At 66.3% G+C, this 16,351-nt stretch carries 13 protein-coding genes; 7 read left to right on the forward strand and 6 right to left on the reverse strand.

All coding sequences use genetic code 11. The features are described from left to right. Positions 1 to 3: 3 nt before the first annotated feature. The 7 genes from VFA60_11895 to VFA60_11925 are packed head-to-tail and all read left to right on the forward strand — an operon-like array spanning position 4 to position 8,055. On the forward strand, positions 4 to 1,209 hold the full coding sequence (locus tag VFA60_11895) for a Xaa-Pro peptidase family protein (GenBank protein ID HZQ92489.1): 1,206 nt from the start codon (positions 4 to 6) through the stop codon (positions 1,207 to 1,209). Positions 1,210 to 1,211: 2 nt separating this feature from the next. Then, positions 1,212 to 2,510 carry a M20/M25/M40 family metallo-hydrolase gene (locus VFA60_11900; protein HZQ92490.1) on the forward strand — a complete coding sequence of 433 codons (1,299 nt, stop codon included), beginning with the start codon at positions 1,212 to 1,214 and terminating at the stop codon, positions 2,508 to 2,510. Further along, a complete protein-coding gene (locus tag VFA60_11905; protein HZQ92491.1) occupies positions 2,507 to 3,661 on the forward strand; it encodes a M24 family metallopeptidase in 1,155 nt (384 codons plus the stop codon). Before VFA60_11900 ends, VFA60_11905 begins: the two co-directional genes overlap by 4 nt. Positions 3,662 to 3,703: 42 nt before the next feature. Beyond that, positions 3,704 to 4,678, forward strand: coding sequence for a 2-dehydropantoate 2-reductase (locus tag VFA60_11910; GenBank protein HZQ92492.1), 975 nt, complete (start codon positions 3,704 to 3,706; stop codon positions 4,676 to 4,678). A gap of 23 nt (positions 4,679 to 4,701) precedes the next feature. Further along, entirely contained in the window at positions 4,702 to 5,709 is a 1,008-nt protein-coding gene (locus VFA60_11915) for a fumarylacetoacetate hydrolase family protein (GenBank protein HZQ92493.1), read from the forward strand. Positions 5,710 to 5,727: 18 nt separating this feature from the next. After that, on the forward strand, positions 5,728 to 6,948 hold the full coding sequence (locus VFA60_11920) for a hypothetical protein (GenBank protein ID HZQ92494.1): 1,221 nt from the start codon (positions 5,728 to 5,730) through the stop codon (positions 6,946 to 6,948). 21 nt (positions 6,949 to 6,969) lie between these two features. Beyond that, on the forward strand, positions 6,970 to 8,055 hold the full coding sequence (locus VFA60_11925) for an LLM class flavin-dependent oxidoreductase (protein ID HZQ92495.1): 1,086 nt from the start codon (positions 6,970 to 6,972) through the stop codon (positions 8,053 to 8,055). A 13-nt stretch (positions 8,056 to 8,068) separates the two neighbouring features. On the opposite strand, the gene VFA60_11930 is transcribed toward VFA60_11925, so the two are convergent. From VFA60_11930 to VFA60_11955, 6 genes are all read right to left on the reverse strand, one after another. After that, on the reverse strand, positions 8,069 to 10,780 hold the full coding sequence (locus VFA60_11930; GenBank protein HZQ92496.1) for a phosphoenolpyruvate carboxylase: 2,712 nt from the start codon (positions 10,778 to 10,780) through the stop codon (positions 8,069 to 8,071). Between the two features lie 363 nt (positions 10,781 to 11,143). Then, on the reverse strand, positions 11,144 to 12,307 hold the full coding sequence (locus tag VFA60_11935) for a M20 family metallopeptidase (GenBank protein HZQ92497.1): 1,164 nt from the start codon (positions 12,305 to 12,307) through the stop codon (positions 11,144 to 11,146). Positions 12,308 to 12,487: 180 nt separating this feature from the next. Then, positions 12,488 to 13,150, reverse strand: coding sequence for a hypothetical protein (locus VFA60_11940; GenBank protein HZQ92498.1), 663 nt, complete (start codon positions 13,148 to 13,150; stop codon positions 12,488 to 12,490). Continuing rightward, positions 13,137 to 14,567, reverse strand: a complete 1,431-nt coding sequence (locus tag VFA60_11945) for a sodium:solute symporter family protein (protein ID HZQ92499.1) — start codon at positions 14,565 to 14,567, stop codon at positions 13,137 to 13,139. The genes VFA60_11940 and VFA60_11945 overlap by 14 nt, the downstream gene beginning before the upstream one ends. A 47-nt stretch (positions 14,568 to 14,614) precedes the next feature. Continuing rightward, positions 14,615 to 15,373 carry an aspartate/glutamate racemase family protein gene (locus VFA60_11950; protein ID HZQ92500.1) on the reverse strand — a complete coding sequence of 253 codons (759 nt, stop codon included), beginning with the start codon at positions 15,371 to 15,373 and terminating at the stop codon, positions 14,615 to 14,617. Then, complete coding sequence (locus VFA60_11955) at positions 15,370 to 16,347, reverse strand: GntR family transcriptional regulator (GenBank protein HZQ92501.1); 978 nt, start codon at positions 16,345 to 16,347, stop codon at positions 15,370 to 15,372. Before VFA60_11955 ends, VFA60_11950 begins: the two co-directional genes overlap by 4 nt. Positions 16,348 to 16,351 lie beyond the last annotated feature (4 nt).

Here is a 16,351-nt window from a genome sequence, read left to right on the forward strand (position 1 = left end):
TCGATGCCATGGCCCGTTGACAACACGAAGCTCGATCGCGTGCGCGACCTGATGCGCCTGCACGACGTTGAGGCGCTCGTGGTGCGCGCGCCTGACAACGTGCTCTATCTCACCAACTACTGGTGCATGAAGGGCTACGATGCCGCGATTTTCCCCCGTGAAGGCGGGCCCACGCTGCTGGCTCTCGAGCCGCAGCGGGAAGATGCCGAGCGCATGTCGTGGACGCGCGACATCCGCCTGTTCAGCGGCTACGACCCGCGCGATCCGCGTCCCCCGCAGATGCGCTGCCTCGACCGTGCGCTGGAAATACTGAAGCAGCGCGGCCTCACCGGAAAAGTCGCCATCGAGCTCAACAACGGTTCGCAGGCCGCCGATCGCATGGTGGGCGAACCGACCGTCTATACGCAGGAATACTTCGACGCGTTCCGCAAAGCCTGCGGCGCCGTGACCGATGCCACGCCGCTGCTCATCGAGGCCCGCGCCATCAAGACCGCGCAGGAGATCGAGCGCATGCGCCTGGCGAACGAACTCGCCGCGCTCGCCATGGAGCACACCCGCGAGCACATACGCCCGGGCATGAAAGAGAGCGAAGCGGGCGCGATGTTGGAAGGCTTTGTGCACGGCGTGGGCATCGGTTACAAGGGCAAAGTCGAGATGGCGCGCGCCTTCACCCTGGTCTGGTCGGGTCCGGGCATCAAGACATTCACCGCCACGGGCGATCGTCCGATCCAGCGGAATGAGCCCACGCTCTTCGAGATCTGGGTCTGCGCCGACGGCTACTGGACCGATCTGACGAAAAACCTCTGCCCCGGTGAACTGACGTCCGAGTATCACAAGCTGGCCGACCTCCTGCTGGCCACATTCAACGAAGCCGCCGCGTTCGCGCGCGATGGCGCGCCGCTGCCGGAGATGGACCGCCTCATCCGCGCGCGCATTGCCGAGGGCGGATACCCGGGTCAGCCGTCGCATCCCGTGTGCCACGGCATCGGCGCGCGCGCGCATGAGCCGCCCTACGCGCACCAGGCTGGCGCCGGCACAATTCGCAAGGGCATGGTGCTCTCCATCGAGCCCGGCGCCTACTGGCCCGGCGGCGGCGGGCTGCGCATCGAAGACTGCTTCCACATCACCGCCGACGGCAACGAAAAGCTGTGCAGCTATCCCGACGACTTCCGCGTGTTTTCGCCCGCATATAAAGGAGGGCGCGCGTAGCCATGTCGCAAGCCCCTCCGCCCGCGAAGACCGCCGCAGCCCACGATCTCGACGCCGCCCTCGCGCGCCGCATCGCCGGCGCAGTGCGCGAAGACGAGATCGTCTCTGCCTGTTGCGACGTCATCAACATTCCCAGCCCGACCGGCCAGGAACTGGAGATGGCGAGGCACATGCGCGCGCAATTCGAAGTGCTCGGACTCAGCGTGACCTGGCAGGAAGTGGAAGATGGACGCGCCAACGTCATCGGCCGGTGGGAAGGAAGCGGCGACGGCCCGAACCTGATGTTCAACGGCCACATGGACACGTCGAACACCGGCAGCGAGCCGTTCCTCACCGGCATCGGCTACAAGCCGCATGCGGTCGTGCGCGACGGCCTCATCTTCGGCCTCGGGATCTACAACATGAAGGGCGCGCTGGTTTGCTACATGCACGCCGTCAAAGCGCTCCAGCGCGCCGGCGTCCGCTTGCGTGGCGACGTGGTCCTGGGCGCGGTCGCCGGCGAGATCGAAAAGGCGCAGTGGGGCGAGTTCATCGGCAAGCAGTATCGCGGGTACGGCGTGGGCTCGCATTACCTGGTGAACCACGGCGTCCTGCCGGACATGTGCATCCTCGGCGAGCCCACGGACATGAAGCTGGTGCTCGATCACTACGGCTCGCTGTGGGTCCGGTTCTCCACGCGCGGCAACTACGTCCATACCGCGTTTGCCGCCGGACGCGAAGACGAAAATGCCATTCGCCGCATGAACCACGTGCTCGCCGAAATCGTTCGCTGGTCGGAGAAGTGGAATGCCGGGGCATGCAGCGGCGATCGCCGCGGCACGGTCAACATCGGCTGCATCCGGGGCGGCGATCCGTGGCGCGCCAGCCGCACGCCGGAACGCTGCGACGTCTTCCTCGACGTCCGCGTGCCGCCGCACATCGACATGACTGAGGCGCGCCGCCGCGTGAAGGCGCTTTTCCGCGACTTGAAGAAGCAGTTCCCTGCCTTCGGGCTGGAGTTTGAGACGTACGTCTCCGTGCCTGGCGCGCAAATCGCGCCCGGGCACGCGATGGTGCAGTCCATCATCGCTTCCCACGCCGACGTGATGGGCTCACCGCCGCAGCGCGACACCGTGCTCTGGTGCTCCGACGCGTCCGTCCTCAGCCGCTACGGCGTGCCCACGGTGAACTACGGTCCCAGCAGCGGGCCGCGCGACGCCGAAGGCGAAAAAGTGCGCATCAAGACCCTGGTGGACGTCACCAAGGTCTACGCGCTCACCGCGGCGCGCATCTGTGGAGTTCACGAGGAACACCGCGCATGACCAGCGCGAAAGAAATTCAACGCCGCTACACCGCCCTGCGCGAAGCCATGCAGCGCGACTCGCTTGACGCGCTCGTCGTGTGCGGCAACCAGTACGCCGGCTTCGAGGGCGCGGTGCGCTACTGCTCGGGCTTTGAAATCGTGCATCGCTACTGCTACGTCATCCTGCCGCTCAACGGCGAGCCCACACTGGTCTTCCCCAGGGAAGCCCGCTGGATCGGCGACAAGAAAAAATCGTGGGTCGGCGAGCACGTCTGGCCGGAGATACCGGGGCAGTTCATTCGCCAGCGCGCCGCCGACCGCAAGTGGAAGCGCGTCGGCGTCTATGGCCTCGACTTCGTGATGGCCGTGCGCGATTACCGCGAGCTCACGCAGGGCGGCTTCGAACTGGTCCCCTGGGACTTGCCGTTCGACATGGTCCGCGCCGTCAAGAGCGAAGAGGAACTCATCGCGGTGCGCGACAGCATGGACATCATCGTTGACGGCTTCTGGGCGCTGACCAGGGCTTTCGAGCCCGGCAAGACCGAGGCCGAGATCATGGCGCCCGCCGTCGAAGTTTATTTCGCCCGGGGCGCCGGCCCGCGCATGATGAACATCGTGCTCTCGGGCACGCACGGCGCCGCCGAGGCGCACTTCAAGGTGCCGGGCGATCGCCGCGTCGGGCGTGACGACTTGATGCTCTACTCGCTGGAAATTACGGGCGTGGACGGCTACTGGGTCGAATTTTCGCGCCCCCTGATCCGCGGCAAGCTGAGCGACACCACCGCGCGCATGCTCGACGCGTATCCCGCCGCCATCGAGGCGGCGCGAAAGCTGCTGCGCGAGGGCGAGATCGCCGCCGACGTCCATCGCGTAGTGGCCGGCACATTCGCCAGGCACGGGTTTTCGCTCGGACATCTTTCCGGACACTCCATCGGCGCCACCATGCTCGAGCTGCCCAACATCGGCGCCGGCTGGGACGTGCCCCTGCGCGAGAACATGATCTTCTCGCTGCATCCGCAGGTCGTGGACCAGGACGGACAAGTTTGTCTCTACACGCAGGACACGTATCGCGTGGGCAAGCACGAAGGCGAGTCGCTCTGCGACGTTGAATGGAAGCTCTATCGCGGCGGCGAGACACCGGCGCGCGCCACGACGACCGTAGAGACGTAGCTTGCTGCGTCTCCAGGGAAGCGCCGCTGCACGAGGATCATATTGAAGATTTGCATTGTCGGTTGCGGAGCCGTCGGCAGCCTGTTTGCCGCCCACCTGGCGCGCTCGGGCAAGCACGAGGTGTGGGCCTACGACGTTTCACGCGATCACGTGGACGCGATCAACCGTTCCGGGCTGCGCATCTCCGGCGCCGCCGATTTCACCGCGAAGCTGCGGGCTACGGCAAATGCCGCCGATCTCCCGGTTTGTGACTTCGGCATTGTCGCCACCAAGGCCATCCACACGGCCACCGCCATCCGGCAGGCCGCTCGCGCTTTCGGACCCGACAGCGCGGTCTGCTCGGTGCAGAACGGTGTGGGTAACGAGGAGCTGATTGCCGAACACGTGCGCTACGTGGTTCGCGGCACCACCTTTCCCGCCGGCCACATCGTCGCCGCCGGCCACGTGAGCTTCGACATCCAGGGCGACACGTGGATCGGACCGTTCGAGCCGGCGCACACGCCGATGGATAAAGTCGAAGCGCTGGCCGCCGCGATCACCGAGTCGGGCATGAACACGCTGGCGCTCCCAGACGCCCGCGGCGCGCAGTGGACCAAGCTGATCTTCAACGCCGCGACCAATCCCGTCGGCGCGCTCACGCGGCTGCACCACGGCGCGGCGGCACGCTTTCAGCCAACCGGCGACCTGTTTGACGCGCTCATTTCCGAAGGAGAAGCCGTCGCTGCCGCGCTCGGCATCAAGCTGCACGGCGATCCCCGCGCGCTCGTCAGGAAGGGCGCCAGCGCGCCCGGCCAGCACAAGGCCAGCATGCTGCAAGACGTGCTTGCCGGCCGCCAGACGGAAGTGGATTTCATGTGCGGCGCCATCGTCAAAGCGGGCGCCCAGCTCGGCGTCCCGACGCCGCTCAACCAGGCGATGTGGGCGCTCATCAAGGGACTGGAAGAATCCTGGAAGGAAGAACGCGAAACCGAGCAACCCGCAGCCGCCGCGTCAGCCAGGCAGAGGACCGGAAGTTGAGACCCGGAAACTGAGTACTCGAAATGCGACTTGTCACCTACTCACACGGCACGCACCGCAGGCGCATCGGCGCGCGCCTGGAGAATTCGATTGCCGACCTCAACAGCGCCTATGCGGCGCTGCTTGCTGCCCGCGGATACGGCGCCCCCCAGCGCGCCGCCAACGCACTCGTGCCGCCCGATATGCGCCAGCTGTTTGAGGGCGGCGACCGCTCGCTCGACGCCGCCCGCGAAGCGCTCGAATTTGCGCGCACTGCCGGGAGCGCTGCGGCCGGTCCTTCCGGCTACCCTCTTCTTCATCCGGCTGCCGACGTCAGGATTCACGCTCCCATCGCGCCGCGCAAGTTCTTCCACACCGCCGGCAACTTTCGCGAGCATCACGAAGAAGCCTCGAAGGCCGGCTTCTCGCATCCCGTGCTTCCCTGGATCGTTTTCTTCCAGAACATCGACGCCATCATCGGTCCCGACGAGCCTGTCGTCTTTCCCGAGCACCTCACGCAGGAACTCGATTACGAACTCGAGCTTGCCGTCGTGACCAAGAAAGCCGGCAAGCACTTCGGCGTGGAGCAGGCCGGCGACTACATCGGCGGCTACGTCATTTTCAACGACATCACCGCGCGCGACATTCAGCGCCGCGAGATGAAGTCCGGCGTCTTCAGCTTCTGCAAGGCCATCGACACCTTCTGCCCGCTCGGCCCGCACATCGTCACCGCCGACGAAATTGCTGACGCCCACAATCTCGCCATGGAGCTGCGCGTCAACGGCGAACCCCGGCAGCGCTCGCACTCCTCGAAGATGTCGGTCAAGATTCCGGAAATCCTCGCGCACTACTCGCCCATGGGCTACAGCGCCGGCGACGTCGTCTCCACCGGCACCGTCTCCGGCGTCGCCGCCTTCAGCGGCGATCCCAAGGCCTGGTATTTGAAGCCGGGCGACGTGATGGAGTGCGAAATCGAAAAGATCGGCGTGCTGCGCAATCCGGTCATTTCCTGGCAGCAGGCACACGGAGGCAAGGCGGCGCGCGCGCAGTGAGGGAGCGCCGCAACGTTTATGCCGGCTCAACCGATTGATCCTTCGCTGGTTTGGGTGTCAGAGCTGAACTCCAGGCCGGAAGTGCGCGCGCCGTTTGCCGCGCTCGGCCCGGTGCGCTTCTACGACGCCACTTTGCGCGACGGCGAGCAGACCGTGGGCGTCGTCCTCAGCCCGCAACAGAAGCTCGACATCGCCCGCGAGCTCGACGCTCTTGGCGTGGCGCGCATCGAGGCCGGGTTCCCGCGCGTCTCCGCCGAAGACGCCGAAGCCATTGCGCTCATCCAGAAGGCCGGCCTCAAGGCCGAGGTCTGGGGATTTTCCCGCGCTGTCCCCGCCGACGTTGACGAACTCGTCCGCCTCCACGTCCGCTTCTCCGTCATCGAAGCGCCCACCAGCGCCATCAAGCTCCGCGCCTACGGCGTCTCGCCCGAGAAGATCGTGGAGCGCGTCGTCGCAGCCGTGCGCCATGCCGCGAACGCCGGCATCCACGTGGCCTTCTTCGCCGTTGACGGCACCCGCTCCGACTTGCCGTTCTTGCGTGAAGTGTACTTGCGCGCGCTCGATGCCGGCGCGAAGGAACTCGTCGTGGTCGATACCATCGGCGCCTGCGGCCCGGAGGCCGCCGCGTTCCTGGTTTCGCAGGTTCGCGAGTGGGCCGGCCCCGGCGTTCCGCTGCACTGGCACGGCCACAACGACTTTGGCCTCGCCACCGCCTCCGCCATCGCCGCGGTTCGCGCCGGTGCGCAGTGGGTGCAGGGCACAATCAACGGCATGGGCGAGCGCGCCGGCAACGCCGATATCGGCGAGATCGCCCTGGCGCTCGCCTGCCTGTACGGCGTGCCGGTCGAGATGGACCTGCCGCGCCTGCGCCGCGTCTCCGAAGTTGTCCGCCGCGCGTCGCGCTATGAGCTGGAGCCGTGGAAGCCCGCGATTGGCGAGAACCTGTTCGTGCGCGAGAGCGGCGCCGTGGCCAGCCAGTTTCATGTCCCCGAAGCCATCGAGCCGTACGCCGCGCAGATCGTCGGCGCCAGCCGCGGCATCGTGCTGGGAAAGAAGAGCGGCCTCGATTCCATCGACTTGAAGGCCCGTGAGCTCGGCATCGAGCTCGATCCCGCGCTGCGCGACGGTCTGCTCGCCGAAGTGAAGCGCCGCGCGATCGCGAAGCCGGGGTTACTCACCGATGACGAATTCAAGCAAATCATCCGCACCATGAGCGCCGCCAGCTCCGGGGCGCGCTGATCAGGGTCAAAGGAGAAACTCTTGGTTCCCTTTCGCGTGGGCGTGTTGCAGTTGAGCATGGAGCCGGTCCGCGAAACCGTCGCGATGGCGCGGGCCTGTGACGCCGCCGGCTTCGACACCTTCTGGATCGCCGAGGCCTATCCGTGGTGGCGCAAGCACGGCTACGAAGCGCGCTCCTCCACCTCCATCAGCGCGCTCATCGCCGCCGAAACGCGCCGCATCAATGTGGGCTGGGGAATCATCTCGCCTTATACGCGGCACCCGGTGCAGATCGCCATGGAAGCGCGCGTGTTGCAGGACCTTTGCGGCGAACGCTTCCTGCTCGGACTCGGCGCTTCGAAAATCTTCATGAAGGAGATCGGCGAATCCGGCGCGCCCGGCGCCGGACCCGCCACCGTGATGCGCGAGGGCCTGGAGATCATTCGCGGCGTGCTGGCCGGCGGTGCGTTTCGCTACCAGGGCAAAGTCTTCTCCGCCGACGTTCCCGCGCTCAAAAACGAAGCCCGCGTCCTCCGCGGAAAGACCCCCATCTACTTCGCCGGCACCGGCCCGGTGTTGCAGAAATTTGCCGGCAGCTACACCGACGGGCTGCTCACCGCCAGCATCACCACGCCGGAATTCTGCCGCTACTCGCGCCGCAACATGGAAGAAGGCGCGCGCAAGGCGGGCCGCGATCCCGCCCAGCTCGACCTCGGCGCCGTCATCGTGGGCAGCATCCATCGCGACTCGCGCCGCGGCAAAGAAGGCGCGCGCGAAATGGCGGCCATGTACCTGGCCAACAAGGTGCAGAACATTCAGGGATCGGCCGACATCCTGCTGCAATCGGCCGGGCTCACCTTCGACGAGATCCGCCCCATCGCCGAAGCCATGGAGCGCGGCGGACGCAAAGCCGCCGCTCGCGCCGTAACCGACGCGGTCTTTGAAAAAGTAAAGGCGATTGCCGGAACTCCCGACGAGTGCCTGGCGCGCCTCGAGGAATACCGCCAGGCCGGCTGCACCCACATCATGCTCGAGCTCTGGGGCGACGATAGGCTGGAGCAGGCAAAACTTTTTGGCGAAGCCGTTCTGCCGCAGTTGCGCGGCCGGCCGTCCACGGCGCCAGCTTGACCGCGCACGGCGATCATCCCGTGTTGTGCAGGCCGGCCGCGATGCCGTTGATCGTGGCCGCCAGTGCGTACGTGAGGTCCTCGCTCGTGTCGCCGCTCCGTTTGCGCCGCAGCAGCTCCACTTGAATCAGGCTCATCGGATCGACATACGGATTGCGCAGGCGGATTGAGCGGTCGAGGACCGGATTGTTTTCCAGCAGTCTTGATTGGCCGGTCACGCGCAACAGCATCTCCAGGCTCCGCTGGTATTCCTCTGCGATGATCGCGCCGATTCGCTCGCGCAGCTCCGCCCTTTCCACCAACCCCGCATAGATGCGCGCGATGCCCAGGTCTGCCTTCGCCATACCCAGTTCGACGTTGTGCAGCATGACCGAGAACAGCGGGAAGCGCTCCCAAAGCGCGCGCAGCCGCTCCGTGCCGCCGGGCCGCGCGGCCAGCTTGGCGAGTGCGTGGCCAACACCAAACCACGCCGGCAGCCCGTGCCGGCTCTGCATCCATCCGAACACCCATGGAATCGCGCGCAGGTCCTCCAGCCGGCGTCCCTGCCCGCGCCGCGCGGGCCGCGACCCGATGTGCGCGTGCTCCAGTTCATCCACCGGAGTGGCCTGCTCAAAGTACTCCAGCATCCCCGCGTCTTCGGCCACGTGGTTGCGATAGAAGGCGAACGCCTCCTGCGACATCTCTTCCATCGTGTCGTCCCACTGCGCATCCTCTCCGGGGCGCGGCCCGCTCGGCCGCGCCAGCGCCTCAAGTGAGGCGGCCAGCGTCAACTCCAGGTTCCACTCGGCGAGGACCAGGTCAGAGTACTTCCAGTTCATCACCTCGCCCTGCTCGGTAATGCGGATCGCGCCGGTAAATGCGCCGGGAGGCTGCGCGGCAACGGTTGCGTGCGTCGGGCCGCCGCCTCGTCCCACGGTGCCGCCGCGTCCATGGAACAGTTGCAGCCTCACGTCGCACTCAGCCGCCACGCGATGCAGCGCGCGGTGCGCTTTGTAGAGCTCCCATGTGCTGGTCAGCATGCCGCCGTCCTTGTTGGAATCCGAGTAGCCGAGCATGACTTCCTGCCGGCGCCCCCAGCTCGCCAGCAGTGGCGCGTATTCGCGCGACCTCCACAGTCCGCGGCAAACGTCCGGGCAGTTCCGCAGGTCTGCGATGGACTCGAACAGCGGCACCGGCATCAATCCCGGATCGCCGTTCTGGCCGCGGAGCTCCACGCCAGCGACCCGCGCCAGGCGCGCCAGGTTAAGCACGTCTTCCTGCGATCGCGCGCCACTGATCACGTACGCGCGGATTGTCTCCGCCGGATATTGCCGCTTCAACTCGCCCGCCGTGCGCAGCAATTCCAGCAGTTCACGCGTGGACGGCTGCACGCCGCTCTCGCCGTGTTCGAGCGCCGACGCCAGTTCTGCCACCGCCGCCGCGTGCAGCCGCGCATGCTCGCGGACGTCCAGCGTTTGCAGGTGGAAGCCGAAAACGTCCACCAGGATCAGCAACGGATCGAGCAGTTCACGCGCCAGCGGCTCGGCTCCGTAAGCGGCCAGACTGGCGCGCACCAGCCGCAGGTCGCGCGCGAAGTCGTTCGCGGTGGCGTACCCGTGGACGTGGCCGGCGTCGTCGCGGCTGTACGCGAGCCGTTGGTGCACGTAGCTGAGAAACACGCGGTAGGCCTCGGCCGCCGGAAAACGCCGCTGCGGCAATGGCGGCAGCGTGCGCGCATATTCCTCAATTCGTTGTCGCAGTTCAGGAAGTACGCCCACCTGGTGCGTAGAGGCGCTCACGCGCCTCAGGTTGTGCACGCGTGCCAAATAAACGCCGAGAATGAGCGAGCGCGCCATCGCAACCGCTTCGCGCGTGCTCGCCGCGGTCACGTTCGGGTTCCCGTCGCGATCGCCTCCCACCCACGATCCGAACGACAGCACGCGGGGCAATGTCGCCGGCTCGGCGCCGTACACTTCGCGGAAGCTCTTCGCGATTTCTTCGTAGACCCGCGGCGCCGCCTCCAGCAGCGACATCGGGTAGTAATCCAGCGCCATGCGAATTTCGTCCGCCACTTCCGGCCGCTGCAGCCGCACCTCGTCGGTCTGCCACAGCGCCGTGATCTCGGCCAGGATCTCCTGCTCGCGGCGCAGCGCCTCTTCCTTCGACAGCGGCAGCACATCGAGCGCCTCCAAACTGCGCGCGATCCGCCGCCGCGCGCTCAGTACGGTGCGTCGCGCAACCTCGGTCGGGTGCGCCGTAAATACCGGCGTGATCAGGATTTGTCCCAGGAAATTCAGCGCGCCTTCGGCGTCAATGCCGGCCGCGCGCATGCGCCCCAGCGTCCCTCGGAACGAGCCCGGCTGCGGAGGATTTAGGCCGTCGAGCTGCGCCGCCCGGCGGCGGCGTTTGCGGTGGTTGGTTTCCGCCAGGTTGGCCAGCTCGAAATAGATCGTGAATGCTTTCGTGGTGCGGTAGGCGGCCGCCAGCGGCAGCGTCGCGATCGTCTGTTGCGCGCGCGCCAGCAGCTTCGAACTGCCGCCACTTTCGCGATGCTGAATGAGCGCCTCGCGCAGGGCCTCCACCGTGTCGAACAGCTCATCACCACCTTGCGCCCTGAGGACTCGCCCCAGCAGCACGCCGAGGCAGCGCACGTCGCGGCGCAGCGGCACAACTTTCAACTCGCCGTCGCTCGCCACCAGCTCCGCCAGGCGCGCATTTTGATCGGCAGGCCACCAAAGTGGCTCCACCGCTTTCTCCGACGTTGGATGCTCTGCGCCTCTCCTCGCCATGGGTGCCTGACGATTCTACGTCGCGTTTGACCTTGCCGAGGCCGGCGTCTCACATCGCGCAATTCCCGCTGTGCCGCCCGATCCATCTTCCGCAACTCACATCGTCGTTCGTCGGACCGGTAGGGTCCGACGGCGCCCGCAATTCGGTTGGAAGCGTGAACCAACAACAGGAACGGCCCACCCGGGCGGAGATAAGAGGCTTCGAGGTCTTTCCAGGTCGGAATCGGCCTTTCACAAGGCCGCTCGTGCCCTTGGTATCGCCGCGACATATGGGCGAGCGCGTCTCGGTCGCGAGTGCGGCGGCCTGGTTCGCAACGGAAATCAGGCCTTGCCGCTGATCAGCCGCTCACGTAACGCGGGATTCGAGGCCGCGTCGAGCGCTGTCCACGCCATGGCGACCGCGCCGTCGAGCACGGCCTTGTCCGCTTCCGCGGTGATGCAGTGCGCGGCAAACTCCGGCTGGTGATTGACCGCGGGCAGCGAACCGATGCCGATCATGGGATGGATCGACGGCAGCGCGTGCGACACGTTGCCCATGTCGGTCGAGGCGGCCACGCCGTGCACCGGGCTGCTTGCCGGGAAATGTCGGCCGAGCGCCTGCGCGTTGCGCTGGTAGAGCGCGCCCAGTTCGTGGTCGAAGCGCATGTCGGCGTAAGGCTTGTCGCCGCCGCGAATCTCCAGCTTCGAGCCGGTGGCAACGGCGCCGGCCTCGAAACAGCGACGGACTTTCCCGCGCAGCTCATCGAGCTGCTCCAGCGTCTCGGAGCGAATGATGTAGCGCGCCGAGGTGTGCGCCGGAATCACATTCGGCGCGTCGCCGCCGTGCGTCGTGAATCCGTGGATGCGGTCCGTGCCGCGAATGTGCTGCCGGAGCAGCCCGAGCGAGACCTGCGCCACGGTGAGCGCGTCGGCCGCGTTGATGCCGAGCTCGGGGAACGCCGAGGCGTGCGCTTCCTTGCCGGTGTAGTGCGCCTCGAACATCGACGCGGCAATGATGCGCAGCTCGATCATGTCCACCGGATAGGGGTGGACCATCATCGCGGCGTGCAGCCCCTTGAACGCGCCTCGCTCGAGCATCAGGATTTTTCCGCTGGCGTTTCCAACTTCTTCCGCCGGCGTGCCCAGCACGGTGATGGTGAGGCCGGCCTCGCCAGCCACTTTCGCTGCGCCCAGGGCGGCGCCGACCGCAGACGCCGCGATGATATTGTGTCCGCAGGCGTGTCCGATGCCGGGCAGGCTGTCGTATTCCGCGCAGATGCCGATGTGCAGCGGGCCATTGCCGGCGGTGGCGACCAATGCCGTAGGCAGGTCGCAGGCGCCCCGCGTCACGCGGAAGCCGGCGGCGTCAAGCGCTTCGGCCGCCCACGTGCTGGACTTCTCTTCTTCGAATCCGAGTTCTGGATGAGCGTGAATGCGATGGCTGAGCGCAAGCAGCGAATCCTGCGCTCGCATCACCTCTTCCCGGATCGCGGTCCTGGCATCCATGCGAACCTCGCTCTTCACTGACCCTGGCGTGAGGCCCTGCGCCCGCTTGCGGCGGCCTCACGCCGGCGTTCGCGCGCGTTGACGCGCGATGCCCAAACGAAATAGCCACACACCCACAGCGCGGCGAAAACGAAATAGCCGTAGAAGTTCAACCCGAATCCGGACATCCTGACTCTCTCCTTATCCGGCCCTGCGGCGGTTTCTTGCGATCCAGAAAATCGATCCGAGTAACAACAGCGCCAACATCGCGGTCGTGCTGAGCGTTTCGGGCGTCAAAAGCCTGTCGGCCGGGGTCACGGCCTCGCGCGGCGCAACCCGCAGCACGATGACCGACGGCACGGCGGCAAGCTGCGCCGAGCCGTGCTCGGCATCACGCCATTGCAACCCCGGAAAGCTGTTCGCCACGGCCACGTGACCGCGCGGCAGCACCACAGCGATGGATACCGGCCGCTGCTGTGGCAGCGCCGCGACGCTCGGCGCGGGCAGCGGAATACGGTGCAGGGTGCGGCTTGCGGTGACGCGATAGCGCACACTGAAAGCTTCCGGCACGATGCCCTCAATGCGGACCACGCCGTCTTCCCAGCGCGCTTCGGCCGCCACCGGACGCCCGCCTTCGTCAGTAACGGTGATCCCCTCGATCGTCTGGTCGGCCTGCGGCGCCAACAGCAAACGGCCCGATCCGCCGGCGGCTGAGGTGCGCACTGAGACGCTCACGCTGGCCGCGGCGGGGCTGCCGAATTCCACCCTTGCCTGGTACTCCGCCAAGTGCCGCTGCTGCGCGTTGCCGCACAGGTATAGCGCCACCCAAACCAGCACCAGCCGCGCGTATCTATGATCGCGCATCTGCCGGCCTGGAGAGCGATGCAGCGTCGCTTCTGGTAAATGCGTTCACGGCAAAGTAGGAGAGCGCGCTGCACGCGATGCCAACTTCAACCGCGTCAATGTTCGAGGCGTGACGCGCGGTCCAGATGCTCCACGCCAGGCAGCCGGCGACGCCCCCGGCCATCGAGCTGACCGCGCTGGCGGAATTGCCGCCGCGCGTGTTCAAGCCGATGATCATCGGCACGAAAAAGAAGCTGGCGATGAAGCGCGTCTGGACGACCACGATGGACTGCACATCCGTGTAGCGGTTCAGGGCAAACCACACCGGCGCCAGGCTGAGCGCCACGATGCTGGCGCGGTTCACCAGCAGCTTCACGCTTTCGCTGGCTCTGCGGTTGATGAACTTGCCATAGATGTCGTGCGCCACGCCGGCCGAGGCGACCAGCAGGATCGCGTTCACGTTCGACATGATGGCCGAGAGCAGCGCCACCATGAACAATGACCCCACCAGCGGCGGCAGAACGTTCAGCGCCATGATCGAACTGGCCTGGTCGGGTGACGGCAGCGCGGGAAAGAGCGCGCGCGTCATCAGGCCCATGATGAGGACGCAGGAGCCGATCAGGGCCTGGAAGATGAAGCACACGCCGATGGCGTTGCGCACCGTCGCCTTGTCGCGCATGGAGTTGAAGCGGACCATCTCGTACGGCGCGGCGGCAATGGCCAGTCCGAACGAGAGCGCGAACCCAAACAGCTGGCGCCCGTTGTACCAGGAGCCCGTGATGCGCGTGTCCATCGCCCGCAGGTAGGCGCCCGCGTGATTCAGCCCGCCAAACATATATACAAGGACCGGCACCGAGAGCACGAGCCCGGAAACGACGATCAGGATCTGCAGAAAATCAATGTACGAGCTGGAGCGGACGCCCCCGAGCGTCGTGTAGAGCAGCGTGCTTACCGTCAGGATCGCCATCGCGTACACCGGGCGAATGCCGAAAATGGATTCAAAGACGACCCCGCAGGCCTGGTACTGCGCGACCAGCAGGATCATGTACGCGAAGATGATGAAGATGGCCGAGAGCAGCCGCGCCGTCTCGCTGCGGAAGCGCGCCGCCAGGTACGCCGGGATGGTGACCGCGCCGAACTCCCGCAACTTGGGCCCGACGAAAATCGCCGACACCAGCCACCCGCACCAGACGCCCGGCCAGACCCACACCCAGCTCACACCCGTCGAGTAGTGGCGTCCTACAGTGCCCACCAGCGTTCCGGCGCTGATCTGCGTCGCCGCCAGCACCGCGCCGCCCACCCATGGGCCTATGCTGCGTCCGGCGGTAAGAAAGTCTTCTTCCGTTTTTGTTTTCCGCATCCCGAAGACGCCGATGCCCAGCACCACCGCGAAGTACACGGCGGCCACGACGGCGAAATGGAGGGACAGCGGATTCATAGGTTCAGCGTTGCTGGGGCTGGCGTGGTGCGGCCAGCACGGCTGCGTTATCCCGCCGCTGCGGAGACCGATTGGGCCGGCACAGGAAACGCTTTCTTGCTGTGCGAAAGCCCGCAACGCACCAGCGACTGCGCGAATTCCACGGCGGCCGCCAGTGGACACACCACGGGAACACCGAGGCGGCGCGACAGGTCGGGCGCAACGTTCAGGAAACTGACGCTCATGCAGCCCAGAACCAGAACATCGGCGCCGTCGGTGTCCAGCGCGAGCCTGCCGGCGCGCTCCAGGCGGTTGAGCATCGCTTTGCGGTCGTCGGCCACGTGGAGCACCGTGGTGCCTACGGTGCGAATGCCGGCCATGCGCTGCTCCAGGCGCAGGTGGCGGACCACTTTTTCAATCAGCGGCACCACGCCTTCCGACGTGGTGAGAATCGCGTACCGGTTGCCGAGCTGGCAGGCCAGGTGTAGTGAGACTTCCGCGGGACCGACCACGGGAATGCGCAGCAACGCTCGCGCCGCGTCGCTGCCCGGATCGGCAAAGCAGCCGAGCACGATCGCGCTGAAGCCGTTGTGCTCCGCCTGCACCGCGGCGCGCAGCGTGCCCGGCACCGAGAGCTGTTCGTCCACGATGGACTCGATGGTGAACGGGCCCTCATCCGTGTCCCGGACTTCGAACCTGAAGCCCCCCCATGCGCGCTCGTTCAGCAGCCGTTGCCGCCGCGTCAGCTCGCTCGCGCCGAACGGGCCGCGCGACATCGGCGCCGGCACCAGATAGAGGATCCGCTTGGCCGTGGATTTCTGGCTCATACGATCACGCCGGCGCTCAGCCGGGCCCGTTCCAGCGACATGCGATCAACCTCCAGCCGCGGGTGCGTTACGTTCCGGACCTTGCGCACCGAGGCCGGCAGCCGGTCCCAAATACTGTTGCTGACGATCGTGAGCCCATAGCCGTTGGTCACGGCTATCTGCTTCAGGTCGCGGAAGCTGCTGGCGGGACGCACCGCAAATTCCAGGTCGTGCTTGCCAAAGACCTCGGTGTAGGCGTCGGCAAACGGCTGGCGGCCATGGCGGCGATATTCGTTGTCTTCGGCCACCAGCAGCACCTTCGACGCAGCCGGCAGCCCCGTGACCTGCTTCACCATCTCCTCGCTGAAGCGCACGCTGACCGGCACCACTTCGGCGTGCTCGCCCTTTTGCAGCCGTTTCACCAGGTCGCTGACCTGGTCATAGCGGTAGTAGGTCACGATGATGCGGTGGATGTGGTGGTTCTCGGAAGCGAACAGCTCGGGCAGTTCCGAAACGCTGGCGCCGTGGATCGGCACTTCCCACAACCGGCTGATCTGCTGCGCGATGTTTTCTGCCAGCGCCTTGCTGGTATCGACGAAAAGATACGAGAGCCGGTTGCGGTCCAGCTCCAGCGCCCGCATCAGGAGCAGTTTGGCGAACGACGAGTGGCTGACGTTGAGCTTGCGGACATCGCGCAGCGTTTTCTCCACCAGCTGCTGCAACTGGCGCGTGGCGCTGGCATCGGCGCGGAGCTGCACGTCTTCGCTGATGCACACCCGCCGACCGTGCCGGATTTCCAGAATCCCGCAATCCTGCAACTCCAGATACGCGCGCCGCACGATGGCGCGGCCCACGCCCAGTTCCTGCTCCACGTCGCGGATCGAGGGCAGCGTGTCGCCGGGGCGCAACTCGCCGAAAAGCAGCGCCGTCTTGATGCGCTCCTTGATCTGCGCGTGAACTGGAATGGATGAGTCCTGCTGGATGACGAACTTCATCACG

Source organism: Terriglobales bacterium (assembly GCA_035651995.1).
Lineage (GTDB): Bacteria > Acidobacteriota > Terriglobia > Terriglobales > Acidobacteriaceae > DASRER01.